At 43.8% G+C, this 24,796-nt stretch carries 21 protein-coding genes; 15 read left to right on the top strand and 6 right to left on the bottom strand.

Going from position 1 to position 24,796, the window contains the following annotated elements:
- Positions 1 to 231 precede the first annotated feature (231 nt).
- Both istA and istB read left to right on the top strand, forming a co-directional pair.
- Positions 232 to 1,773 (top strand): IS21 family transposase, encoded by a 1,542-nt coding sequence (gene istA, locus KNP67_RS14060; RefSeq protein WP_214756883.1) that lies wholly within the window; start codon positions 232 to 234, stop codon positions 1,771 to 1,773.
- Entirely contained in the window at positions 1,770 to 2,528 is a 759-nt protein-coding gene (gene istB / locus KNP67_RS14055) for an IS21-like element helper ATPase IstB (protein ID WP_214756875.1), read from the top strand. The genes istA and istB overlap by 4 nt, the downstream gene beginning before the upstream one ends.
- A 485-nt stretch (positions 2,529 to 3,013) precedes the next feature.
- Here the strand turns inward: istB and KNP67_RS14050 are convergent, their stop codons facing one another.
- Both KNP67_RS14050 and KNP67_RS14045 read right to left on the bottom strand, forming a co-directional pair.
- A complete protein-coding gene (locus KNP67_RS14050; protein ID WP_214756873.1) occupies positions 3,014 to 4,081 on the bottom strand; it encodes a hypothetical protein in 1,068 nt (355 codons plus the stop codon).
- Positions 4,082 to 4,949: 868 nt separating this feature from the next.
- Positions 4,950 to 6,305: a hypothetical protein gene (locus tag KNP67_RS14045; RefSeq protein ID WP_214756872.1), complete on the bottom strand. Its 1,356-nt coding sequence runs from the start codon at positions 6,303 to 6,305 to the stop codon at positions 4,950 to 4,952.
- Positions 6,306 to 6,598: 293 nt separating this feature from the next.
- Between KNP67_RS14045 and KNP67_RS14040 the strand changes: the two genes are divergently transcribed.
- The 3 genes from KNP67_RS14040 to KNP67_RS14030 all read left to right on the top strand — a co-directional run bounded on the left by KNP67_RS14040 (position 6,599) and on the right by KNP67_RS14030 (position 11,992).
- Complete coding sequence (locus KNP67_RS14040) at positions 6,599 to 8,377, top strand: AAA family ATPase (protein ID WP_214756871.1); 1,779 nt, start codon at positions 6,599 to 6,601, stop codon at positions 8,375 to 8,377.
- Entirely contained in the window at positions 8,355 to 9,488 is a 1,134-nt protein-coding gene (locus KNP67_RS14035; RefSeq protein ID WP_214756870.1) for a hypothetical protein, read from the top strand. The genes KNP67_RS14040 and KNP67_RS14035 overlap by 23 nt, the downstream gene beginning before the upstream one ends.
- Before the next feature lie 1,568 nt (positions 9,489 to 11,056).
- On the top strand, positions 11,057 to 11,992 hold the full coding sequence (locus tag KNP67_RS14030; RefSeq protein WP_214756869.1) for an IS30 family transposase: 936 nt from the start codon (positions 11,057 to 11,059) through the stop codon (positions 11,990 to 11,992).
- A 28-nt stretch (positions 11,993 to 12,020) separates the two neighbouring features.
- Here the strand turns inward: KNP67_RS14030 and KNP67_RS14025 are convergent, their stop codons facing one another.
- From KNP67_RS14025 to KNP67_RS15600, 4 genes are all read right to left on the bottom strand, one after another.
- Entirely contained in the window at positions 12,021 to 12,758 is a 738-nt protein-coding gene (locus KNP67_RS14025) for a hypothetical protein (RefSeq protein WP_214756868.1), read from the bottom strand.
- Positions 12,759 to 12,900: 142 nt separating this feature from the next.
- Complete coding sequence (locus tag KNP67_RS14020; RefSeq protein WP_214756867.1) at positions 12,901 to 13,926, bottom strand: tyrosine-type recombinase/integrase; 1,026 nt, start codon at positions 13,924 to 13,926, stop codon at positions 12,901 to 12,903.
- A 255-nt stretch (positions 13,927 to 14,181) separates the two neighbouring features.
- The gene (locus KNP67_RS14015) at positions 14,182 to 15,873 is read right to left on the bottom strand and encodes a KAP family NTPase (RefSeq protein ID WP_214756866.1); all 1,692 of its coding nucleotides are present in this window, start codon (positions 15,871 to 15,873) and stop codon (positions 14,182 to 14,184) included.
- Positions 15,874 to 15,902: 29 nt separating this feature from the next.
- Positions 15,903 to 16,094, bottom strand: a complete 192-nt coding sequence (locus KNP67_RS15600; RefSeq protein WP_353048286.1) for a helix-turn-helix domain-containing protein — start codon at positions 16,092 to 16,094, stop codon at positions 15,903 to 15,905.
- 367 nt (positions 16,095 to 16,461) lie between these two features.
- Between KNP67_RS15600 and KNP67_RS14005 the strand changes: the two genes are divergently transcribed.
- The 10 genes from KNP67_RS14005 to KNP67_RS13960 all read left to right on the top strand — a co-directional run bounded on the left by KNP67_RS14005 (position 16,462) and on the right by KNP67_RS13960 (position 24,789).
- Positions 16,462 to 16,950: a helix-turn-helix domain-containing protein gene (locus tag KNP67_RS14005; RefSeq protein ID WP_214756863.1), complete on the top strand. Its 489-nt coding sequence runs from the start codon at positions 16,462 to 16,464 to the stop codon at positions 16,948 to 16,950.
- Positions 16,951 to 17,248: 298 nt separating this feature from the next.
- The gene (locus tag KNP67_RS14000) at positions 17,249 to 17,431 is read left to right on the top strand and encodes a hypothetical protein (protein ID WP_051627825.1); all 183 of its coding nucleotides are present in this window, start codon (positions 17,249 to 17,251) and stop codon (positions 17,429 to 17,431) included.
- A 12-nt stretch (positions 17,432 to 17,443) separates the two neighbouring features.
- Complete coding sequence (locus tag KNP67_RS13995; protein WP_012390467.1) at positions 17,444 to 17,668, top strand: hypothetical protein; 225 nt, start codon at positions 17,444 to 17,446, stop codon at positions 17,666 to 17,668.
- A 66-nt stretch (positions 17,669 to 17,734) separates the two neighbouring features.
- Positions 17,735 to 18,835, top strand: a complete 1,101-nt coding sequence (locus KNP67_RS13990) for a hypothetical protein (RefSeq protein ID WP_214756862.1) — start codon at positions 17,735 to 17,737, stop codon at positions 18,833 to 18,835.
- Positions 18,836 to 18,849: 14 nt separating this feature from the next.
- Entirely contained in the window at positions 18,850 to 21,213 is a 2,364-nt protein-coding gene (locus KNP67_RS13985) for a VirD4-like conjugal transfer protein, CD1115 family (protein ID WP_214756861.1), read from the top strand.
- 16 nt (positions 21,214 to 21,229) lie between these two features.
- A complete protein-coding gene (locus KNP67_RS13980; RefSeq protein WP_214756860.1) occupies positions 21,230 to 21,472 on the top strand; it encodes a hypothetical protein in 243 nt (80 codons plus the stop codon).
- A 16-nt stretch (positions 21,473 to 21,488) separates the two neighbouring features.
- Positions 21,489 to 21,905 (top strand): hypothetical protein, encoded by a 417-nt coding sequence (locus KNP67_RS13975; RefSeq protein WP_214756859.1) that lies wholly within the window; start codon positions 21,489 to 21,491, stop codon positions 21,903 to 21,905.
- A gap of 15 nt (positions 21,906 to 21,920) precedes the next feature.
- Positions 21,921 to 23,861: a pLS20_p028 family conjugation system transmembrane protein gene (locus tag KNP67_RS13970; RefSeq protein WP_353048282.1), complete on the top strand. Its 1,941-nt coding sequence runs from the start codon at positions 21,921 to 21,923 to the stop codon at positions 23,859 to 23,861.
- 6 nt (positions 23,862 to 23,867) lie between these two features.
- Positions 23,868 to 24,167 (top strand): DUF5592 family protein, encoded by a 300-nt coding sequence (locus KNP67_RS13965; RefSeq protein WP_214756857.1) that lies wholly within the window; start codon positions 23,868 to 23,870, stop codon positions 24,165 to 24,167.
- A gap of 1 nt (position 24,168) precedes the next feature.
- Positions 24,169 to 24,789, top strand: a complete 621-nt coding sequence (locus tag KNP67_RS13960) for a hypothetical protein (protein WP_214756856.1) — start codon at positions 24,169 to 24,171, stop codon at positions 24,787 to 24,789.
- Positions 24,790 to 24,796: the final 7 nt, after the last annotated feature.

Genomic DNA, 24,796 nt, shown 5'->3' with positions numbered 1-24,796 from the left:
ATTGTATACATTTGTTTATGAGTAGCCTTGTCAGAAATTGATTGAACAAGAACAGATTGGATTCCTAAATCTCTTAAAGAAGAAATACATTATATAGTTGTGAACGCTAGAATAAAATTGACAGTTTTTGCTCGATACGATTTTACACTATTGCCGAAAAATCAGAACAGAACTCCGATAGATTAGTTGAGGCTATTTTATCTGGAGGGAATGGATTTGGAGGAAAAGTTAGTGTTACACATCAAGATTCATCAAATGTATCAGGAAAACATGAAAGTGGCTCAAATCGCCACAGCACTAAAAATATCGAGACCAACGGTATATAAGTATCTGAAGATGACATATGAAGATGCCCTACATGAATTTGACGATAAAGCCTGTTCACGAAAGAAGAAGCTCGATGCCTACCGGGACTGGATCGTTGCATGGTTGGAGGAGTATCCGCATTTGAGCAGCGCACAAGTACATGACTGGTTACTTGAAAGATATCCCGACCTCTCGGTCGGGTCGAGCACGGTCAGGACATACGTGAAGGAAATCCGAGAAGTCTATCAGATTGAAAAGAAAAGGATCGTCCGCCATTACGAGGCCATCCCTGAACAACCGATGGGCAAGCAAGTACAGGTGGACTGGGGTGAGACCAGACAACGGACTAAAGACGGGAAAACGATAAAGCTTTATTTCATCGCGTTCGTACTTGCGCACTCTCGGATGAAGTATGTGGAATGGAGAGAACGTCCGTTCACCACCAAGGACACCATTCACTGCCATGAAAATGCGTTCCACTTCTATGGTGGGCGCCCTTCTGAAATCGTCTACGACCAGGATCACCTCATCGCAATCAACGAGAACGCAGGTGACGTCCTATTGACCAATGAGTTTCAAGCCTATGTGAACGAACGGAAGTTCAGGATCCATCTATGTCGCAGGGCCGACCCGGAGTCGAAGGGGATGATTGAGAACGTCGTGAAGTACATCAAACGGAATTTTGCGGACAGCCGAGTGTACCGGCATATCGAGGATTGGAACGACCGTTCCATGAGATGGTTGGAGAGGACAGGAAATCATAACGTCCATCAGACAACGAAAAAAAGACCAGCTGAAGTGTTCTCCGTCGAAAAACAACACTTACAACCGGTCTTATCGCTACTCTCTTTCGAAAGTATCCATATGGAAAGTATAGCAAGGAACGTCGGCAAGGACAACACAATCCGTTATCGCTCAAACCGCTACACCGTCCCAATCGGGACCTACTCATCGGCCAAGAAAAAGGTGGTATTCGTCGAGGTGACCGATCAGGATCGATTATTGATCCGCGAGTCTCCCGAGGGGAACGTGATCGCAGACCACCGGATCAGCAAAGAGAGCGGAAAACTGATTCAAAACCGTGACCACCTTCGGGATCGTTCCAAAGGAATCGAAGAACTGAAGCAACAAGTCCTCGCCTATTTCGAGGACAGAGAGGCCGCGTCCGATTATCTGGGTGAGCTCTCAAGGCGTTACCCGAGATACCGACGTGACCAGTTCAACATCATCAGGGACGTCGCGACCATGTACCCCAATCACTTAACGACGGCACTGGAAAAGTGTTCGCAAGAGAGTCTGTTCAGCGCCAACGATTTCCGAGACGTGGTCCACTATCTCGCGATCCTCTCGGACGATGGGTGTGATCCAAAACCCGATACCGAACGTCCGAAGAAATCCGGGATACAAGTCGCAACGAGGCCGATCCAAGCCTACACCGACATCCTGAAAGGGGTGACGGCAAAATGAGTCAAAGCGTTTCCGAGTTACAACAGGATTTTCGGCAACTTCGTCTCGCCGAGACGGCTGACGCCCTCCCACAGATTTTGAGAGAGGCCGAAATGGCCTCCTGGACGTATATCGAATTTCTAAGTGCCATCACGAACCATGAACGCGCCAAACGAGACGCTAAAAGTTTGGAGAGACGAATGAAGTGGGCCCGATTCCCGTTCATCAAATCCCTCTCGGAGTTCAATTTGGAGGAACAGACCGCACTAACCGCCCGACAGCTGAAGCAGTTGAAACAGCTCAACTGGCTCGAACAACAGTACAACCTGATCCTCTTGGGCCCTCCGGGCGTCGGAAAGACGTTTTTGGCTGTGGGGCTGGGAATCGAGGCGGTCAACCACGGGTTCAAAGTATACTTCGTCAAGATGGGCGAACTCGTCCAACTGTTAAAAAGTGAAGAGTTCTCAAGTAAGTCGAAGATCCAGTTGAAAAGGTTGCGAGATTCGGACCTGATCATCATCGATGACCTGATGTATATGGCCATGGACCAACGGGAAGCCAATCTCTTCTTCCATCTCGTCAACCACCTTTATGAGCGCAGCTCGATCATCCTGACCTCGAACAAAAGTCCCGATCAATGGGGCGAATTGATTGGGGACCAGGGCATCACGACTGCGATACTGGACCGTTTACTCCATCGCGTCGAAATCATACATAGTGATGACGACAGTCATCGGATGAGGAACCGGAAATCATTGTTTTCGGCAGAAGTGTAAAAGGCAAACGAGCAAAAAGTGTCAAAATCAACTTGACGTCTACAATAGTTGGATCTGACTTTAAATAATAGAAGAAGATATACAAACCGTATTCTTCTGAGTTTAAGAAATATAAATAGATTATAGAGAGTTAAATAAAGATTAATAGAATTAGAAAAGGTAGAGCACTTCCAAACCTAGTCATACCAGTCACTCTGACAGTTTATGTGAAAAGAGAAACTTCAATGAGAGTACTGTTTCTTTCATCAAGGCTTTTTTTCTTTCAATAAAGATTTGAGATTTAAGAAACAAAAGATAATTTACTTCGATGAATACTTGATTAAGTGGTTAGTCGTTTTGATTTTTTTCCTAAAAGTAAAAATAGGACAGTCGATACCCATTGACTGTCTAAGGGTACAGTTGCGAATAACACACAGACAGAAACCACCTGCAAAAATGAGTCGTTTTCATATATATTTTCAAAAAAGTGCACGACTAAAAGACCATCATAGGATAGCCATTTTTGCCTGGGTCTCTTTTAGTTGTTGATGGAGATAGAAAATCGGTTCCTCAAAGAACAGTTTATGGGTACTCGAGTGGACCAAGTTCTCACGGTGATGAAGGAATGCTTGTTTTAACTCTTCGATGACCTGTTTGAACGTCTCGGCCCCGAATGTATCGCTCATCGAGAAAAGTGAGTCACGGGTGACCTTGAGTGCGTCAAAGTCGAAGAACTCCCCTACTCGCTTGCGCAATTCGAACCAAAGGAGCTGAACTTCAGTGCGATCTTTCTCTTTGATCTGCTTACTGTCTTGCGCAGCCGATAGCTGGACTTCAAGTAAGAGCGGTCGTGTCACGTCTTGAACCCGTTTCTTGAGCGAAATATTTTGTTTCACCATGTTCAAGAAACGCTTACTGTCCTCGACAAGCGAGACCTGAAGGAATGTAAGACCAGACATCATCTTTTGGATGGCGAGTTTATGGCCACAGTATTTAGGAAGGAATCCTTTGATCTCATCGTAGGTCAGAATGGCCTGTTTATTTGACTGGACATGAACATCTTTTTCGACTTGAACGATTGTCCGTAGCGCGAGTCGTAACGTATTCACGTTATCGAGTGCGATCAGTTCGGACAATAGACCGTGCCAAACAGACGTATACCCGGTCTTCGAATCGACCGTAGCACCGTCTACAAACAAATCACGATAGTTTTCAAGGTAATCCGTCAATTGGATTGAGATCACTCCTGGGAAGTGACGGACGACCGTCATAAGACCATTCTGTTCGAAGATCTTCAAATTGTTATGTAAGGAGCGGACCGACGTACATGCAAAATCCGCGACCATATGGTCTTCGATGAATTCAATCTTCCCTTGATCGTCAGCGTAGGCGAGAATAGAGAGAATATGACGAATTCGAGACTTGGTCCATTTGAAGGCTGTGAAACAGGCCGGGATGTTATAGTGATGTTGCTCGTAGCGATAGTGATCTGCGCGCTTTGTCCAACGCGTCAATCCGCTCATTGCGACCAATAGCTTGTTTGCGACCAAAATATGTCGATTCGTCTCCATCATCTCTCCTACACCTCCCTTATCCTAAAATATGCTATTTTCAGTATCTTGTTCTTTCCAAGTGGTGTCAAAGTGCGGTTTCGGTACGACGATTTGCGACCAAATTTAAAAAAGCGTTGGTGTTGAGCCATTTTAACGGGGAAAATAAGTGTCGTTTCAGTACGACGTTTTGCGACCAAATTAAGAGAAACGGCTTAATCAAGCCATTATGAGCTTATTAAGAGTAGAATTTTCATCGTAAAAGAGAAGGAAATGTCGTTTCAGTACGATGGTTTGCGACCAAATTGACGAAAGTGTCGTTTCGGTACGACGGTTTGCGACCAAAACCATCAAAAATGTCGTTTCAGTACGATGGTTTGCGACCATTTTTAAGAAATGCCAACTTTAAATTTTTTTAAAAATCCATAAAAAAGTGAAAGATGTCGTTTTGGTACAACGGTTTGCGACCAAAACAGCGAAAATGTCGTTTCGGTACGATGATTTGCGACCAAATTGATAGAGGTGTCGTTTCAGTACGACGATTCGCGACCAAATTCAGCGATAATGTTGTTTCAGTACGATGCTTTACGACCAAGTTGAATGTGTAAGAATGATTTGTTGTCGATATTATCTCCCAAACGATATATAGGTGTCATTTTAGTACGATTGACTTTATATCACAGTGTTAGGAAAAGGGTTGTTAATGAGAAGGATGCATGTGGTCTTAGAAATCTGATGTGACGTGAGTGGATCATCGCCGATATTGAATCATTTTCCTAGCACTAAAGATAAGATAATACATGAATGTTCCATGTGAAACAATGGCTGAATGACCAGTACATAAGAAAAGAAGCCCGTTTATAAAAGGCTTCTTTTGAGCATTTGCTTCTAATTAAAGGAGTAATGTGTCTGTATGGTTCAATAACTCCCATGATTCGAGCGGATAGAACGTGAAGAAATAGTAATCGCCGGAGCGGTGCCAGTCTTTCAAAATGAACTCGTGTTCTTTGATGCGGTCAAGGTTTGCCTCAAGTTCTAGTAAGTTCTCCGACTTGCGAGATTTATTGAAGCGAATCGAATAAGTAAATTGACGCCAATGACGGCGTACCGGACTTTGTTCCCCTGTCTGGATGGCAGCCATTCGTTCCTTTTGAAGTACGAACGCTAAGTGATAAGCGAAGCTGCCTTTCAACTGTTCAATCTGTTCCCCATAGATACTGACAATCTGCTGCTTAAGGAGATCGTCATAGACCTCCTCGGTCACGGTGACGATCACTTGGCTGTCTGCAAGTGTCGTCGCATTCTTGATTGTAACGGAAGAGAAGAGTCCGCGGATAAAGAAGTCCCCTTCATCGTTGTGTCCCGCGACACGGTAGTAGCCGAGTTTCATCAGTCGCTTCGTAGTCAGGTCATAGCTTTTCCCGCTCTTATTCGCATAGAGCTTTTCAACCAGTTGGACCAACGGGAAGATGATTTTACGACTTGTCTGGAAGGAGATATCACGGTAAGACAAAATTTCGGTGAAGGCCTCGAAGTCTTTTGAGTCGAGATCAGGTACTTTACCATTCAACTCTTGAATGAACTCTTTACTGACCAAGACGGAGAGATTTTGCGGCACTCCTTCTTTGTATTTCGGAACAACTGAGTCATAGTTCAGAAGCTCCAGGTTGAGCTGAGTCGCGTCATTAAGCTTCTCATCAAGTTGATCGGTCTTGTTTTTGATACGATCAGACATGCCGAAAAACGGGATGTCGACAGCGAGTGTAGGTGAGTGATGCGCCACCCGTTGCGTCGAATCAATTTCTTTCGCTACTTCTCCTAAAATCATGAGAACATCCGTTTTCAACGTGGATGTCTTTTGATTCACGGTTTTTTGAGACCAATAGGGATACGTATGAATCAGTTGGTTCGGATCCTCGGCCCACTCTTCAATCTCGGTGATGCAGAGATTCATGTAGTCCTCAATCGTTTTCACGTGAAACTCTTTATAGAGTCCTTCATGACCTGCGACTTTCACATAAGCTGAAATCATGTCATGTTTAGCGCGAAGTTCTTTATTATAACCACGCGTCTCCTGATAATTACGGACGGCCGTTTTCACCCATCTTCGTTTTAATTTCATAAAGGAATAATAGCGAATCTTTTTATAGGCACTTTCAATGTTTTCAAGCGCATAGTGCTCTTGATAGAGCGATGCGACGAATTCATTGATATCAAATATGGATACACTATGGAGGATCTCCTCCATACCATGTTGCTTTATCGTATTAACCGCTTGAGAAATAATGATTTGTTGAGAGCGGCTATTGGAGGATGAGTGGTTCTCCATGTTAATCACCTCTTCTTCACTAAATATAGCATATTTCATATAATACAGAACGTTTAATTTATTTCAAATACCGTAAAGTATGCGCCGGCGCATACTTTTTAAATTGAGAAAGCGTAGTAAATATAATTGGCTATAAACTATATATTAATTCTTATTTAATGATATAAAATAGTGATAATCGAAAAATAGTAAAAAATGAAAGGACTATAATGATGCCTAAATTAATGTATGTTTACGTTAAAAATATTGGACGAAAGATAATAAATCAAGAGGTTAACTTTAGCGGTAGTCATAAAATTAAATTTGAAGAAAATGTATTGAGTATTGATAAATTGAACGATGAAGCTATGGATAAAAGAATGAATTTTTGGGGGAATAAGGTCAATAGTTGTACTTTATTAGTAGGGAAGAATGGGGTAGGGAAAACAAGTATTTTAGATTTATTAGGACTTAACGAAAAAACAAAAAATAGTCATTTTCCTAGGGGTAAATATTTTATGGTTTATCAATTAGACCGTGAAAATAGTTACTATTTTTCAGGCACAATGGTAAAAGAAATAAGAAATTTCAAGAATGCTGAAAAAGGTATGAAAAATTTTGCATTTAAAAAAAATGATGATTGTTTTGATATCGATTTAGGTACTAAATTTAATTCAATTAATACCTATTATGTCAGAAGTGAAGCGAAGTTGTCTTGGACTCAAAAAACTAAAATTCATAGAGGTGGGAATATTAAAGCATTAAAGTATTCTTATCCGAAAGCGAAGTTTAATGATGTGTTATCTCTAATATCAAATTTCAGTGTGGTTGAAAACTTAAACCGAGTAATAAGAGTCGAACAGAAAATTAAGTACTTAAATAATCCTAGATACCTGGCTTTTATATATCAGGCAAATTTAAACGAAATTGATCATGACATGAATAATTTCTTATTTTTAAGTACAGAATATTATAATAAAAACGTTGAACTTTCTAAAATTTATACTAGAGAAAAACAAGATAGATTTTTTGGAAAGGCTGATTTTAGGAAAGAATATTTTATTTTAAGGCTACTAGAAAAAGTAACAATTAAGCACTTGGCTACAAATATGGATAGTGAAATTTTAAGTGATTACGAAAAATACATACTATTAGAAGAAATACTACAAATCAGAGAAAAATCTAATTATTTTATGCTGAACACTGATTATTTGAATGTAGGTATTAATAATTATTATGAGTTAAATTTTACAGGAAGAATAATCAATGAAAAAATCGATTACCTATTATCACTATTAAATCATTTTAATAAAAAAATTAAGGGAAATAATTTGCGTGTGAACATGAATGATGTTTATGAGTTATTCAAAAGTTTACCGGAAGAATTTTTTGGAGATAAAAATTATCTGAAAATACCAGGCCAAGAGCTCGAGTATTATAATCAAATTAGTTACTTGCAAGAGTTTCATGCTAATTTTGTGAAATTTACATTTGAGAATTTTAGTGAAGGGGAACTAGTTTTTTTAGATTTATTTGCTACAGTGTTGAATGCCCTTACACATTCTAAAAATGAAGACTTAATATTAATCTTAGATGAGCCTGACATAAACTTACATCCAGAATGGTCAAGAAAGTTGTTAGACAACTTAATTGATTTTATTGATAAAAACAAAAAAAATGGAAGTGTTCAAATTATTATTTCAACTCATTCACCTTTTATAGTTACTGACTTTCCAAAAGAGAATATTTATACTTTTAACAAAACTCAAAAAGGAAATATCAAAATACAAAACCCTGAATTTGGCTTTGCTGCTAACATTTATGATCTTATTTCAAGTACATTCTTTATGAGTGCGCCGGTAGGAGAGTTTGCAACCAAGAAGATTAATCAGGCAAAAGAGAATTATGGAACATTGGAATCAAAAGATATAATCGAAAAAATTGATGATGTATTCTTAAAAAATCTTATAAAGGAGGGTTTAAATAGAAGTGATAAAGATAAACAAAAATGAATTCGATGATACCAAAATTGATGAATTAAAAGAAAAATTAATTATAAAAATAAAAAAAGATATAGCGATAAATAAAAATATATTAAAAAACTGGATGAAAAGCAGTAAATGTTTTTATAAATCGAAGTGTTTATCATTGTCTCAAACTATCGAAGATGTAATAAATTATTCGATTGGTGATAGTGAAATTGAGAATAAATACTATATTTTAGAGTACTTTAAAGTTAGAGATCTTTATGACGAAGGTCTTAAAATAAAAGAAGGATCTGAAGAAAAACAAAATTATTTAAAGAAATTGTACGATTTTTGGGCACTTGTAGAGAATAAGCATATTGATGTCTATATTCCACAAATTGCGTTGCTATGTAATCTATCCAATTTCAATATTCATACTTCTACCAATGAAGATTTTGAAAAATTTTTAAAAGAAGATTTATTTAAAGTTTTTTTAGACTTTAATAACAGTTGTAAAGACATTTTCGACTATAAACATATGTCTCCATTTAGAGTTGAATTAATAAGAGCGATGAAGTTAAAAGTATGTCCTTACTGTAACGAAAATAACATTCATGATTTGGATAGGACAATTCTAGCAGATTTAGATCATTTCTTGTTAAAGTCGCATTTCCCATTATTTTCTCTGACCTTTAGCAATTTCATTCCAAGTTGCTTAAATTGCAATAGGACATTAAAAGGTACCTATGCCGGTGGAATTATTAATCCATATATAGAGGGTTTTGATGAAAACGCTGTATTCAATTTCGAAACACCCCCAGTTGATTTTTCTGATAGTAGTTTAGAAATATTATTCAGATTCAAAGAGCAAATTGATCAAAATAAAGAGTTGAAAATTTCTAATTCTATTAAAATTTTCGAGCTGACTAAAAGGTATAATCATGAAAATATAGTAGACGTGGCAAAAGGTATTTATTTTAAATCTAAAGCTTTGACTAGTGAAAATATCCCACCTTTATACATTGAATTAATGAAAGAATTCACTAAAGAAGAGATATATAACCTCTTCTTGGGATTTGATCCTAATGCTTCTGATTTCTCGAATACACAATATGGAAAATTAAAGTTGGATATTTTAAAATACACGACAAAATAGTACGAAATAAGTTGAAATAGAAACTTTGTTTAAAAATTAGTAAGTAGAGTTTTATCGAATCTTGATTACGGTTACGAGATTTCACCTTCTCTGATTTATGCACCTCCAAATGCCATATTTGGTATCTGATAGTGACATACACCGACTACCATGTAACTCAAAGTCTATTGGAAAAAGGATTATGACGTTGTGAGTCATCGGTTGCAGACATCCTTAAAATCGGGATCACGAAGAATCGCTTCGATACAAGGCTGAAGGGATCGACGGACACTTCGCAATGAACACCGACCATATGTCCGGCCACCATCGTCTCTATACTCAACCATAATCCGTAGAAGAACCGGATATGGGCGCGTACCATAGGTACCAATATGGAAAAGTTCGTGACGTACATCCTCGAGAACAACGTGATGAAAAGGGCGCTGGGCTTCCTATCCGTCATTCGGAACTTGAACGAGAAACATGCGAACGAATAGGTGGAGGTAGTAGCCGAAAATTTAACTCAAGGTCGCGTCGCTGCCTATCACCAGTGTCTATAAGGGAATATTGGACCGGCAAAAGAAAAGGCGACATGGGGTTCAATTGTCATCGAGATGCCGAGTAGCTCAAAGGAAGAAGATGGGTTCACTCGTGGAGCAAAATGTTTTGAAGGTGATAGAACAGAATCAACCAGTAGACGTTAAGAAAGTTGACCGGGATGAAAATAATCGGGATGGTAGAACAATATGAACTATAGCAGAGAAAGAAAGGAGTACGCCGGATTAGATTACGATGATTGTTTCAATCTTTCGGTCGACCATTAAATATGCGAGACACCGATCGAACAAACTCGAGAGGTTCATCAAACAGGAGACGTTGTCCGCTCTTTCCACGTTGATTGAACATATTGAATACTATCTTGAACTAAGACTGAATAAAAAACTGATTTATAAGTAAAAGACGATTGACCTTCTCACCTTCGAAAATTAGCTCCACACCGAGCTGGTGCAAAGAAAATCTTAGAAGGCATATAGTCAAGGCTGAAGCGCTCCTCGACCACCTTCTGTTCTCAGTTCGCAATCTAAGAGTGCATTCTAAGCTAGGGACAGGTACAAATTGCAGATGCGATTCTAGATAGGATTGTATAAGATCTTATACAATCCTAGTTGACAGCCTTTTCCTTCAAACTGACTGGCTCAGATGTCTGCATTAGTGGTTCTCTGTCTCTGCAATACCAAATTCTTAAAAATCAACAATTCCAAATTTCTTTGTGTTAGGTATTTCGAGATGATCGGGTATTTCGAATACGAATTTAGTTCGTTCAGTCGGTTTAAATGAAATAATCGTGTATAACTTTTTAGTGTTAATTTAAAATGAAATTGTCAATATCTTTTAGACTTAACTTAAAAAAATGGCTCCACAATTTTAGATACTTCTTAATTTTTGCCAATCTATATTTCATTGATTTTTTTAAAACATGATGAATTATAAAATTAAGTGCAACACCTGAACGTGAACGCAAAAAGCCCATAGCGACGGCCTCGTGTAGAATGAAGTTACCACACAAACATTCAGACGGAGGAATCGCTATGAGCTACACCCATCTTACCATAGCCGAACGCGTGAAAATAGAGACCTATCTGGAGCTCGGGATGTCCATCCGGTCCATCGCGAGACGGCTCGGGCGGCAGCCCTCGACCGTCTCGCGGGAGATCAGGAGGAACCCCGGCTACACAGCCGAACGCGCGCAGGAGCGATACACCAAGTCGAAGGGGAACTGCGGCGCCAAGACGAAGCTCGACGACCGTATGCGCCGGACGATCGTCGAGAGGCTGCGTGCGACCTGGTCCCCGGAACAAATCGTGGGGCGGCTCTTCGACGGGAAGATCGCCTTCTCGACCATCTACCGCTGGATCTATGCGGGATTAATCGACGTGCCCGTGACCGTGCTCCGCCAGAAGGGCAAGCGCCGGAAGCCGGTCGAGACGCGCGGGCGCATCAACGTCGGGCTGACCATCTCGGACCGGCCTCGGGAGGTGCGCACACGCGAGACGTTCGGGCATTGGGAGCTCGACACCGTCGTCTCCGGACGAGGGAAATCGAGGGCGTGCGTCGCGACGTTCGTCGAGCGAAAGAGCCGGTTCTATCTCGCCCTGCCGATCACCGACCGCACCGCGGCCTCGATGGAGGGGGCGATCCATGCGGTGCACGGCGCCTTCCCGGGCGGCACGTTCGAGACGGCGACGACGGACCGGGGCAAGGAGTTCAGCGGTCACGAGCGCATTCAGGCGTCGCTCGGCGTGCCGGTGTATTTCGCCGACCCGTACTCGTCGTGGCAACGGGGGAGCAACGAGAACGCCAACGGGCTCCTCCGCGAGTTCTTCCCGAAAGGAACGGACTTCGCGAAGGTCACGCATGACGAACTCGCGGACGCGCTCGCCAAGATCAACGGGCGACCGAGGAAGTGCCTGAACTGGAAAACCGCACACGAGGTCTTCACCGAGGAAGTGTTGCGCTTAATTTGACAAACCGTCACATACTAATAATACATCTTTAAACGATTTGCATCACAAGTTTTTCGTATGTGTCTAGTTTTTGAGATAGAATTGAAAATTGTCCTATTGCTAAAATAAATAACTCTTCATTTTCTTCAAGGTTTTCTGAGTCGTTCACTTTTAACTCGTCTAAACTGAACCCGTTTTGTTTACAAATAATATCAAATAACTCAAGTATAAACTCATCGATGGTTTTAACCATGATTAAAAAAGCGTAATACGTGAATTTCTCATCATAATTTCCTCCAATTACAAAGTAATCTTTAAGTATGTGAGAAATTGATTCAGTTTTGGGATGTGCTCCACTACTTAAATACGAGTATAATTCTTTTATTCTATCATTCTCGTCAATTGATTTTCGAACTTCACGTGGGGGCACATAGTTTTTTTCAGCGGACAGCCATGCATGTTCTTTTTCAGGTTTTTTTATAAAGTATTGAGCTAACCACTTGACTTCACAACTCTGACGAAACAATATAAAAAACTCATCAACCATAGAATTTAAGAGTGCTTCATAAGCTGTTGCGGTATGATTAACGAACTTGGTAGTTAAAATTAGTAAGGACATTCCTGGTTGTTCATCTAGATAAATTTGGTTAGCACTCAAATGTAACAAGTTTAAGTATTCCCAAAAAAGATCATCATTTTCCTTGAGGAGGTTTAAAGTATTTTCCTTTCGTGATTCTGAATTAAATACTTCTTTTAAATTGTTTGCGACGTCATAATAATTTCTCAAGTTCATAGACCCCTTATCAAATTTACTTAATGTAGTTAAGTTTCATTCTATGATATAAGTTTACTCATAATCGAGTGGGGAATTAGAGTTTTATCTTAACCTATGACATTCTGTTTTACAAAAATGCGAATAATAATTTTCATTAATCAAACGGTTGCTCAAAGTTTGACAACCTTGAGAGTTGGTTTAAAGATTGCAAATATTGATTTGTTGTATTGATTGATTCGTGACCAACTAATTGCATAACTTCAATCAGTGGATTGCCATCAGCAAGGAGTTTAGTGATATACGCACGGCGGAACCAGTGCGGGGGATTGCTATTCCCTGCTGCTACGAACTCCACAGCTTTATGAGTCATTAAACGTAGCGCTTCGTATGTCATAGCCTTTCCTGACTTTTTGGTACTGAAAGCGATATAAGGCGAATCTTCCTCTTCAATTATCATGAGTGTTTGTAGTCGATTGATCAGATGACTCGTTTTCTCGGTGAGTGGGATTCGACGCCATTTATCACGTTTTCCTTTCACTTCAATGTAGAATGTATGTTGATTCCGCTTCACGTTATTGAATTTTACGGAAAGAAGTTCTGAAGCACGCATTCCGGTCGTTAACAACAAATATCCAATGGTTTCATTGCGGAGCTCCATGAGCTCCTTTTTTTGTGCCCGCTTGACGGTATAGCGAAACGATTCGGCGATCCGTTCGATCTCGTCGAAATCGACCTCACGCCGGAGCATCTCCGCACGCTGTTGGTTCTTCACATGGAAGGCCAGATTATGTAGATGATACTGATTGACGTGGAGGTAAGTCAGGAGACGTTTGAGCATATGGTTCTTCCGCTGCGCCGTGCGTGGGGCATACTGTTCGTTCACCTCGAATAGGTAGCGATGGATGTCGAGCACGGTCAGGTCTTTTAACCCGTTTGTCTTCGTCATCACAAAATTAAGGATGAACTCGAGGTCCAGTTTATATGCGCGTCGCGTGTGCTGGCTCTTGTCCGCATAGATCGGGAAGAGTTCAGTCGCCCAAAACAATTCGATGATTTCGATGTCAGTCAACGTTTTTAGATCGATATGGTCCTTCCTTAATGCCTCGGTCAATTTTGGATTCGCACCGGTCAGTTCTCGCAACGCTACTTCGAACGCCTGCTGCTTTTTCTCAAGATCCATGCTTCTCCCTCTTTTCACTATATATTCTCAAACTCAAAATACGTGTTTTATAAAATACTCAATAAAAACAAGTAATACATAAGTATTTTTATTATAAATACTTATGTAATTAGCTTAATTAATTACATATAAATGTATTACTTTAAATGTCTCGAATAAAATTTAGTTCTAGTAACTTGTGATAATCTTATATTATCACAAGTTAGTAATTCGTAAGAATGCTAATTAATTACAAGTTAATCAGCATTCTATTATTCATGAATTTCCAAGTAAAATTTTTAGTCGATGACGAGTAAGTGGACTTTGCTCAATAGTAATTAATTCATTCAAGTAATCACTAAAATTTTCACCTAAGTTTAACGAGTTCATGGTGTGTTTAACCTTATGGCACCAGGTCCAATGAGCTTCGGAAATTTTAGCATCAGGAATAGGAAAGAAGTATTCACTTTCAATAACTACTTCTCGATAGTGCTCTCTGTTTTTAGAACTATGAAAAACTTGAATGAGACAATCAAATAGGTTCCATTGATAATTTTTTGAATCAATACATTCCTCTAAACTCTTAAATATTAAGTCTGCATAAATTGCTTCAATTTCATTATTTATTAAACGAATTAGCTCCTGACTTTTTGAATTCGATACTCCTATAGACATATGATCAATCTTAGATTCTCTCAATGGTGTTTCAACCTTTACTCTTTCGGTCAGATACGGCGAAATGAAAATCATAATTTCTTCGTTAGTAAACCCGTAATCTTCCGCCAAAATTACTGACCATTCAATCGCTATGCTTATTTCTGTAATTAACTGATGAAGGTCTTTAGTTGAATCAAAATTTGTAAGATTAATTTTACTGTTTTCTATCACTTCACGAAGTTCAGCTTCTGAGGAAAAGAAATTAACCGGCTTTTCTTTGTAATTGATTATAGACCTAGTCGACTCTGTTAAATTGTCATCCCATTCACCAGTTTCGTAGAAAACTAATAAGGGTTTAATTAAATTTTGAAATAAAGCATTTTCAAAAGAACGGTTTAATATTTGATTGCCAATGTAATTGACATGACCATCTTGAGTGTCATCATACGAATTCATAAGAACTGGGTTTAAATTGCTGTTTTCTTTAATTCTTGGCATTGACTTGTTTAAGTCCACAACAAATATTATGATTCCTGCACAAATGCGATATAAATCATGGAAAGAGAAGTTTTCGTTCAGTGAAAGATCTAACTTACTAATTTGATTGTTAACATCTTCTATAAAATTTTTTATTTTTATGAGTATTCTTAAATTCTTAATATTTTTAATTTCTTCGATTTCACCTATGGCTTCCCATATAGGTGGCTGAAAGATTGCTTGAGGAGCATCTGTTGCATATGCTGTAATTTTATAAATTTTATCTATAGATTTCTCATGAAATTTTTGGAATGTATCATTATCTTGATCTAAAAAATTTTCTTCATCTGCTACTAAAATGATTTTTACATTTTTGAATTTAGACAACCTGTCTATCAATCCGAAAACTTCTTTTAAATCCAAATTATCGTGTTTTCTTTCAAGATCGTCAAAAATAATAAAAAAATTCTTATCTAATTCTAGTTTCTTACTTAGAGCCTCATAAACATCACCAATCAAAGGTACTGCTATTGATACAGGTACACCTGTAGGTCCAATATTGAGACTTGATAAAGACTTTCTGATTTTTCGAGATAACGTTTTTGCTTCTCCGTATTTATCGTGTTTTAAAATGCCTAAATATAATTCTTCAGTAATTTCTTGAATGTTTTTCTTTCCAAATAAAGAGAGATATGACACTTCAGGATGAATGTCTACGAAATCTTGAATGTATTTACTTTTTCCTATCCCCCAAGGCCCTGTTATGAATACTCTATTGTACGTAATATCCGTGTTTAATTCTTTTAAGACATTTAAGAGCTCATTAGCTTTCATAGATATTCCAATCTCCTTGTAGACATAATTTATAAAAAGCGATCACTATTAAAAAAAGTGTTGAGAGATATGTCTAATCCATCACAAAATTTCTGTATTGTACTCACTTTAGGATGCTTTGTTCGTCCATTCATCAGTTCAGAAATCGTTGCCTGATTCAATCCACCTTTTTGGATGATTTGATGGATCGTCATATTATGTTCAGCCGCGAGCTCCTTCATGCGCTCGACAATTGCCTCATTCAACTCCATTTACTCACCCCACGATCTAAGTACTCTCTTATCTCCTTATTCTTTACGAACCCTTCTACTCCTCTACCCTACCACAATCTCTTGAAATCAAAATACTTGTCATTATTTTCTATACTCAAAGCGTTATTTTTTTACAGTTGTGCGACAACTCAAATAATATTGAGTTTCTGTTGCCCATAAACCTTCATGTAGAGCGGATTCGACAAGAATCGTCAATTGTAAAATTTCTGACATATCAGAAAACTGATGATTTTTAAACTTAATCCTGCTATATTGGAACCAACAAAAGGAAACATCTGTTTGGTCGCCGCTCTGGTTTACAGAAAGGGGAAGGCTTATGTATCGATTCGGGGAGTGGTTGAAGGAGAACCGCCGGCTCTCGGGCTGGTCACAGGTCGAACTATCAGAGAAGACACTCGGAGAAATCTCACAGCCCGCCATCAGCCAATATGAACAGAACCGTTCGGTGCCGTCGATCGCAGACATCGATCATCTGGCCCGCGCGTTCGGACATACGCTCGCGACGGTCCCATGGGACGCCATCGACTTCGGATACGGAGCGAAGCGTTCCGTCACCAAGCTCGAGCGCCGCCGTTTCGACCTCAAGGAACTGCCGCAGGCCGATTCGGTCCGCACGTTCGATGGGAAGACCTATGAACTGCACGGCTTCATCGGGATTGAAAAGGCGAGCGGCGAGGCGGTCCAGCTGACGCAACTCTACTATCGAATCCGAACGGTCGTCTATGACGCCCACGTCCTCGCCAAGCGCAAGAACCCGGATGACGAGCTCATCCACGTCCAGAAACGAAAGAGAGTCCGACAGTAATCGACATCGACGCAGCAGCACATCCTTAAGGATGGTCTCCTCCAATCACATACCGGCGTGTCCCTCACCAGTGACCGGGTGGGCGGGATCTACGCACAGATGGTTCGGCGAGAGTCGCCTAAAACTCGCCACAAGGTCACCACATCGTTCCGGGTCATCGAAAAACCCTGTACAGCTCCTTAGATTCATGAGGAGCGGAGTTCGTGGGGGAACGGCTAGAAACCCACCGCACCGAATCCGACTGTCCTTAATGATGTGCTGCTGCACATCAAGAGATCAAGGGAAGGAAGTGTGTACTGTGGCATCAAAAGAACAGAAACAGAACCGTAGCTTCGCCGAGAAACTCTTACGCATCCGTGGGAAGGACTATGAGGAGTGGCTCGACGAACAGCATCAACAAGTCATCCAGGACAACCAGGAACTCATCATGGAGGCGCTCGAGGCGAAGCTCAGCTTCAAGTCGCCGGCGCATCAGGACTAAGGAGGGAACGACATGGGACTCAATGAGACAGGGCTCAGCTTGCTTCAGTTCTTCCAAGGACTCGCCGTCATCGCCGCGGCCATCGCCTTCGCCATCGGGGGCTTCTACTTCATCTTCGGCGGGGACCGGGGCCGCTCGAAGGCTGTCGGCTGGCTCGTCGGGGGCGCCGTCGGTCTGATCATCGTCATGGGCGCGTTCACGCTCGCCGAGATGGTCGACCAGAACATCAAATTCTAATGCACACGCACACGGCGTTCCAATCGGAAGGCTTTTTTTGTTGCTTGAAACGAGAGGAGGAACGAGATGCTGTTTGTACGATTCACCGACGTGCCGGACACACGGATCCAGAACTATGAACGGCTCACCTTCGCCGAGGCGGTCATCGCAACCCATGACCTGCACCAGGCGCGTAGCGAGGAAGGGACGAGCTGTTCCGGTGACTTCCGGCTGTTCGACCAGAAAGACGAACTGCTGTATCGGGGGACGTTCACGTTCGGAACTGAAGGCACCTATCCGAACCTGTACCATCAAGTGAAGGACCGCGTGCAACGAATTCGGACGAAGAAAGAGGATAACGCGAAGAAGATGTGGCTCCTCGACGAGATCGAGGCCGAGACACCGGACGACTATAAGCGCCAGTCCGTTAAACCAATCACAACTGTCTCGTCGACCTATCAGTCACGGCTGACCCGCCTGCAACGCCGCCTCATCTACGGGGCGGCCACGGCTGGAATTCTCTTCACATCGTTGTTCACTGCCACCCAATGGTTCATCGATAAAGAGGCGCACGCTGAGCAGGTAACCGGGGGCGAACAGGTGTGGCTAGATGCTTACGACCAGGCGCTCCAAGGTCAGGAATCCTCACTAATCGATTTACTGGAACGAAAAGACCGGTCCGAGGAAGAGGATTCCCTATTGGTCGACCTCTATCTCGCAGAACGAGAAGACCAGAAAGCGCTCGAGCTCACGGATGACCCCATCCTGATCGAAACGAAGTTAGCCGGACTCGAACTATCCGATAAGGAGAGATTGGAACGGCTCCAGGACTTCCAAGCGTCACATCCCACCGATGAGGGCGCGTTCGATATCGCAGTACTGGAACGGAACCATGAGACCGTGGCCAATACGAAAGACGTGGAGTGGACCGCGCTCCGCATCTCGGCGAAAGTGACCGCCTATCTCTATCTAGGAGATATTGAGTCCGCGAAGGAATGGGCGTCCAAAACGAACGACTCTGCCGTACAAGAAAAAGTCGACAACTATCAAGATATCACGTCCACCATCGACGGACTGAACGAAAAACTTAAGAATACTTCTAGCAAGGACACCTCGGCCCGTGAGAAGATTCAAGCCGCTATCGCTGCTGAAGAAGTTAACCTAGAAACGATTCTTTATTCAGATTAAGGTAGGTGAAATAATTGAGAACTCAGTCTCTGTCACCACGATTCCCGATACGTCTGATCTTCCTCGTCCTGTTCTGCCTAATGGTGCTTCCGGTCGGGATTTTTTATCTGCTGAACGGGGGCTACAACATCATTCGACAAATCATGACCCCGATATTACAAGACGGGCTGTTGGCCGGGGCGACGATTCCGACGCTCTCACCCACCTTGTTCTTGGAGGTGCGTCTTCCTTCTTCGATCGTCTTGGTCGGACTGATGGCGTTCAGTCTGTTCATCGGACTGGTCGTGTTCGGCAAGGTATGGCTGAACTTCCGGGATCTGCGAGAAAATCAGAAAGGGAGCGCCCGCTTCACCTCATTCGATGAATTGAAGCAACAGTACCGTCGCGTCCCCGACCGGAAGAAACGGTATGACGGATTGGGCGGTGTCCCCGTCGGACGGGTCAAGAACGAGCTGTTCATCGATGACTCGCCCGTCAACAACCTCGTCATCGGGACGACCCGATCCGGCAAAGGCGAGACGTTCGTCTTCTCGACGATCGATCTGTACAGCCGGGCAAGTGACCAGGCCAGCCTGATCATCAACGACCCGAAAGGTGAGCTTTTCGCCGCTTCGAAGGAGACGCTCGAACAACGCGGCTATCAGGTCGAGGTGTTAAACCTGATGAACCCGCTCCAATCGATGTCGTACAACCTGTTACAGCTGACAATTGACGCGTTTTTAGAAGAGAACTACTCGCTCGCCCAGCAGTATGCACGTTCGGTCGCCTTCATGTTGTACCATGACCCGAAGGCACGGGACCCGTTCTGGGCCAACTCGTCGATTGACCTATGTACGGCGCTCATCCTCGGCCTCTGTGAGGAGGCGAAGGACACACCGGAGAAGATCAACATGTACAACGTCGCGCTCATGCTCTCGGATTTAGGATCACGGACGGTGGTGACGCGACAAGGACAGGAAATCTCCGCACTGGACGAGTTCTTTCAGCGCTTCCCGGAGAACCACCCGGCCCGGCTTCAGTTCGCGACGCTCCACTTCTCCGGTGGCCAGACACGAGCAAGTATCTTGGCCAATACGAATGCGAAGCTCGGCATCTTCACGTTGAACGGGACCGGGAAGCTGACGTCGATGAACTCGCTCGACATGCGACGCATCGGATTCAACCGCTGGATCAGCGGACGGAGTGAGCCTTTGACACGGCTCACGGTCAGATTCCCCGACGGGACGACCCATGCGCTCACGACGGACGACGACGGCAGCTTCATCGTATATCACACGTCGAGGCTTCAAACTGGAGACGTCGTTCAGATCACAATCGATTCAAGCACTTCGACGATCAAGCTGGAAGCGCATGACGAGGAGAGTGGACGGTTCCGTTACGCAATAGGTGGGATGATACAGATCCGCGAAGTGATGTACCATATGCGTCCCGTGGCGGTGTTTCTCATCGTCCCGGACTATGACCCGACCTTCAACGTAATCGCGTCGCTCTACATCAAACAGGTTTACACGGCGCTCGCCCGGGTCGCCTCGCAGACAAAACAGGGTAAATGCGAACGTCAGGTCGTCTTCTTACTCGATGAGTTCGGCAACATGCCGCCGATCGAGGGTATGGCCAACATCATCACGGTCTGCCTCGGTCGGAACATGCGCTTCAACCTCGTCATCCAGGCCTATTCCCAACTCGAGAACCTATACGGAGAGGATTGGAAGACGATTGACGGCAACTGTGGGAACACGCACTATCTGTTGACCGCGGACGAGTCGACCGCCGAACTGATCTCGAAGAAGCTCGGTGAGGCGACCATCGTCACGAAATCGCGGTCCGGGCAGACGCTCTCGCTCAAGAAATCGAAGACGGAGAACGTGGACGGCCGTCGGCTCATGACAGCGACCGAGGTCATGGGACTCAAAGAGGGCGAGATGCTCATCATCCGTGTCATCAAGCGTCAGGACACGAAGAAACGACGTATCCAGTCGTATCCGATCTTCCTGAGTGGCAAGACGGCGATGAAATATCGTTACGAATACCTGGCGGACGACTTCGACACGGACCGCTCCCTGCATGACATCGACATCCCCTGCCACCACGCCAGTCTCGACTTCGAACAGATCCGCGTCCGTTTCGCGAAGAAAGAAGACGAGGTGGATACCAACGCGCCATCGAATCAGGAAGACAAGTCTTTGACGGTACGTGATGTGTTGCAGGACAGCATCCTCCGCTCGATGTTCGAAGGACATGAAGTCGGCGGGATCTCCCTCCCCGAGTTCGAGACGAACCTGAACCTAGGAGTTTACGACGTCACCGACAGCCAGAAGAGCTTTTTGAGCACGATGATCGCGAAACGACTTGAGAAACTGAAGCAAGGCACACCGTAGAGAGGAGGCCAAACCCATGGCCGAGAGTGCGAGAGAGAAGCGAATCCAGAACGAATTGCGTGTCATCGCGAGGATTATCGAGACGCAGCGCGTCCGCCTCGAACGGGGCGACGTGCTCAACATCCAGACGACCGACGGCTTTCTGACCGTCTATCAGGACGACACCTCAGACACCCCAAAAACTGTTACACTAATAGATAAGTTCGACTTCCGCGTCAACCTGAAGATTGCGGATCTACTAAAGGGGAAAATCGTCTGACGGAGGGGTAAACGTTATGAGGAAACTACTTGTGGGTACTTTAGGAATCAGCTTGTTTTTACTTGGAGCTTGCTCAAATGCCAATGAGGCTTTGGTTCAACGTGATATTGAACACGTTGAGAAGGTCATGACAGCCGAAGTGGATGATTATTTGCTGATTGTAAAAGAAGAAGATGGTGAATTCGAAGAGTTCGTTGAATTCGTAAAAGAGGTAGCGAACGAAGAAAGCCAACAAGTCACGCTCTATAATACGTTTCAGCCAGATGGCGAGACACTTGTCGATCGTGGTAACTTTGAATACACTGACGAACTAAAAGGTGCCGTTCTATACTCTATTCAAGGTGGAAACGTCACAGATGAAATCAATGTTGGAATGTTAACAGCGGACAATTACGAACAACAGTTAGCGGACTTCTTTACTAGGACTCAGTAGATTGGGGGTCTTTCAATGGCTGATTCCGATTTAATCACCAAATTACAGGAATACGAAGATGTACTCCAAATAAGTAGTATGGTCAATGACGCACTGCGCTCAATGGGATGGATTCTGGTCAGAGGACTGTCAGTCTTGATTGACGGCCTTGAATCAATCACGGATCAAATCCTATTAACCAATACATTCTTCAATAATGAACAAGTGGTTGAATTCGTTCTTACGATTCAACCTTTTTTGTATGTTCTTTTAGCAGGAAGCTTCTTGTTTACTGGATACTTGTTGATTTTCCAAAAGAAATTTGAGCGTGAGAGTTTTTTGATCAACCTGTTCATCACACTATTGATCTTAGGTTTACTTTCACCAACTATGAGCCGAATTCAGGAGTTCTCTGATGAAGCAATCGCAGAAATCGGAACAGATTCACTTTACGACGGAGAAGCCTCATTATCTGAGAGTATCTTAAAACGAAATGTACATGATTTGATTGAGCACGATTCGAAGAACTTTAATGCTGCTACAGGCGAATCATTAAATGCCATTCCGACTGAGTTAATTGATAACATCCGGATCAACGAGATTTTCGACAAGAACAACTACGACTTATCGGCAACCGGAAACAAGTTGGCTGAGTCTTATATTCTATGGAATGGAAGAGAGACAAGTCTCGGCAAACTAGATCAAAGTGGCGTCGAGTGGAACAACCAGTATTATTACCGCTATCAGCCGAACTGGTTGACCATCTTCGTGACGCTCGGGATCATGGGCTTCACGTTGTTTTCCATTGCTTATAAACTGGCGCGTCTCTCGTTCGAGCTTGCCTTCAACTATGTCCTGGCAATTCTCGTCGCACCGGCCGACCTGCACAGTGGCCAAAAGACGAAGAAGGTCATCCAGAGCATTTTGAACACGTTCCTTGTGATCATCCTGATCTTCGTCTCCATCAAACTGTACACGATCGGGACCGCCTATCTCGCAGAGTCATTGGACGGTTTCGCCTATCTGATTGCCCTCATCGCCTTCTCGGTCGCATTGATTGACGGGCCGAACATGGTCGAGCGGCTATTCGGGATTGATGCGGGGCTCAAACGGGGCTGGGGTGTCGCCCTCGGCGCCTATGCCGCCGGGAAAGGCGTGACTTCGGCAGGTGCCCACGCCGTCTCGAAGGTCGCGCGTGCCACACAAGGCGCACCCAAGATGCCATCGCTCCATGAGGCCGCTACTACACGGATGGATTCAAACACCATGCCGCATAACGCCTCACCGCTTAGTGTGGTAGCCCAAGCTTCACAGCGTGCGGATAACGAGAAACAAATTGATTCAGACGGGATTAGTCAAGTCAGTCAAACTGCCAATCGCACAAAAATCGATTCGGACAAACCCACAAATGGTTCGCAACCAAACAAGGGTCAAGAATCCGAGTTGGAAGCAAATGGCTCTCCACATGTCAACGAAGCGTCGGGCCGAACGTCTCCCGAATTGATTCATGCGATGAACCCTGAATCAAATACTGAACGTGGAAATGACCATCAACCAACGTCATCGAAGACGCAAAGTCCGGAGTCGATTCACGATCAGTCGAGCTCTAGGCATTCTCCGAGTCATGCTTCATCGACTATCGAACCGGTCACTCGTACGATTGATAATGCGTCCGGTCAAAGCGATTTGGTAGCCAGAAACGATGCGACGTCAGCGATACCTCATGAAGCATCACATTCAAGCAACTCATCCTCGTCTTCGTCATCTGCGACGAATTCGAATGATTCGGCAACAGAGAAACGCCAAGGACGCGCCCGCCGGACCATCCATCAGGAGACCGCGCTCGACGTCGAGACCGAGGTCATCGAACAGGTGCGTGAGAATCAGACGCACCATCATAGCCGGCACCAGGAAGAGTCGCGACGGATCTATCCGACCTCGCCACCGAAACCTGACAACATGAAGAAAAAGGAGTGATGACCCATGCGCAAATACCGGATCCCGAACGAGGTCACGACCGAGCTCAAGATCAACAAGATGCTCTATTTGCATGACTTCCTGTTCCTCGTCGGGCTCATCGTGCTCCGGCTCGTGACGCTCCAGTTCATCCCGTCCGTGCTACACATCCCGTTCACGGTCTTCCTCATCATCTTCGGGCTGTTCATGGTACTCCGGCCGGCCACGAACCCGCAGAAGCGGATGGTCCATGCGCTCTACTACGCGCTCGTCAAACGCAAAGACACCTATCTCGCGCTCGATGCGCAGACGAAAGGACGTGAGTGAGATGGCTTTCATTGAAGACACGCTAAGGGAACCGAGACGCACAGGCACCTGGCTCGACGAACAGGACGTGGTCGAGAAACGGAAGCTCAAAGACAAGGTCGTCGTCAAACCAACGGTCGCCGAACTGATGCCGGTCGTCGACATCACCGGCACTGAAATGTTCGAGATGCGGGACGGGACCTATCTCGACATGGTCCAGCTCACCTCGAAAGACATCTATTCACTGAATGAGGAGGAAAAAGACCATGACGTGTTCTCGCTCGCTTATCTTTTGCAGGCATACACGCACCCGCTCAAGGTCGTACCACTGAACACGCCGCTCAGTCTCGATCGGCAAAAGATCAGCATCGAACGACAGATTCGACAAAATCAGACACCGGCCTACCTGCCCTTCTTGTTGAAGAAAAAGCAGGAGCTCGAATACCTCGAGGAGCATCGCACCAATCGCGATTATCTCCTCTTTTTTTATGCCGACGACGAGCGGACGCTACGCGAACGGAAGACACACCTCTATAAACTGCTCCGCCGCTCGAACCCGATGCGCGAGCTGACGCTCGACCAGAAAGTCCATGTGCTCTATCAGCTGAACAACCCGAACACGAAACCGCAACTCGACGCCTGAAGAAAGG

The sequence above is a fragment of the Exiguobacterium sp. s157 genome (assembly GCF_018618205.1).
Lineage (GTDB): Bacteria > Bacillota > Bacilli > Exiguobacteriales > Exiguobacteriaceae > Exiguobacterium > Exiguobacterium chiriqhucha.
This window is presented reverse-complemented; position numbering and strand designations above follow the sequence as displayed.

Coding starts and splice junctions, on each gene's coding strand:
- KNP67_RS14020 (WP_214756867.1), bottom strand. CDS start 13,926: ATGGATCTTGAGAAAAAGCAGCAGGCGTTCGAAGTAGCGTTGCGAGAA.
- KNP67_RS14040 (WP_214756871.1), top strand. CDS start 6,599: ATGCCTAAATTAATGTATGTTTACGTTAAAAATATTGGACGAAAGATA.
- KNP67_RS13990 (WP_214756862.1), top strand. CDS start 17,735: ATGCTGTTTGTACGATTCACCGACGTGCCGGACACACGGATCCAGAAC.
- KNP67_RS13965 (WP_214756857.1), top strand. CDS start 23,868: ATGCGCAAATACCGGATCCCGAACGAGGTCACGACCGAGCTCAAGATC.
- KNP67_RS13975 (WP_214756859.1), top strand. CDS start 21,489: ATGAGGAAACTACTTGTGGGTACTTTAGGAATCAGCTTGTTTTTACTT.
- istB (WP_214756875.1), top strand. CDS start 1,770: ATGAGTCAAAGCGTTTCCGAGTTACAACAGGATTTTCGGCAACTTCGT.
- KNP67_RS14030 (WP_214756869.1), top strand. CDS start 11,057: ATGAGCTACACCCATCTTACCATAGCCGAACGCGTGAAAATAGAGACC.
- KNP67_RS14015 (WP_214756866.1), bottom strand. CDS start 15,873: ATGAAAGCTAATGAGCTCTTAAATGTCTTAAAAGAATTAAACACGGAT.
- KNP67_RS13980 (WP_214756860.1), top strand. CDS start 21,230: ATGGCCGAGAGTGCGAGAGAGAAGCGAATCCAGAACGAATTGCGTGTC.
- KNP67_RS14005 (WP_214756863.1), top strand. CDS start 16,462: ATGTATCGATTCGGGGAGTGGTTGAAGGAGAACCGCCGGCTCTCGGGC.
- KNP67_RS15600 (WP_353048286.1), bottom strand. CDS start 16,094: ATGAAGGAGCTCGCGGCTGAACATAATATGACGATCCATCAAATCATC.
- KNP67_RS13995 (WP_012390467.1), top strand. CDS start 17,444: ATGGGACTCAATGAGACAGGGCTCAGCTTGCTTCAGTTCTTCCAAGGA.
- KNP67_RS13960 (WP_214756856.1), top strand. CDS start 24,169: ATGGCTTTCATTGAAGACACGCTAAGGGAACCGAGACGCACAGGCACC.
- KNP67_RS14050 (WP_214756873.1), bottom strand. CDS start 4,081: ATGATGGAGACGAATCGACATATTTTGGTCGCAAACAAGCTATTGGTC.
- KNP67_RS14045 (WP_214756872.1), bottom strand. CDS start 6,305: ATGGAGGAGATCCTCCATAGTGTATCCATATTTGATATCAATGAATTC.
- KNP67_RS13970 (WP_353048282.1), top strand. CDS start 21,921: ATGGCTGATTCCGATTTAATCACCAAATTACAGGAATACGAAGATGTA.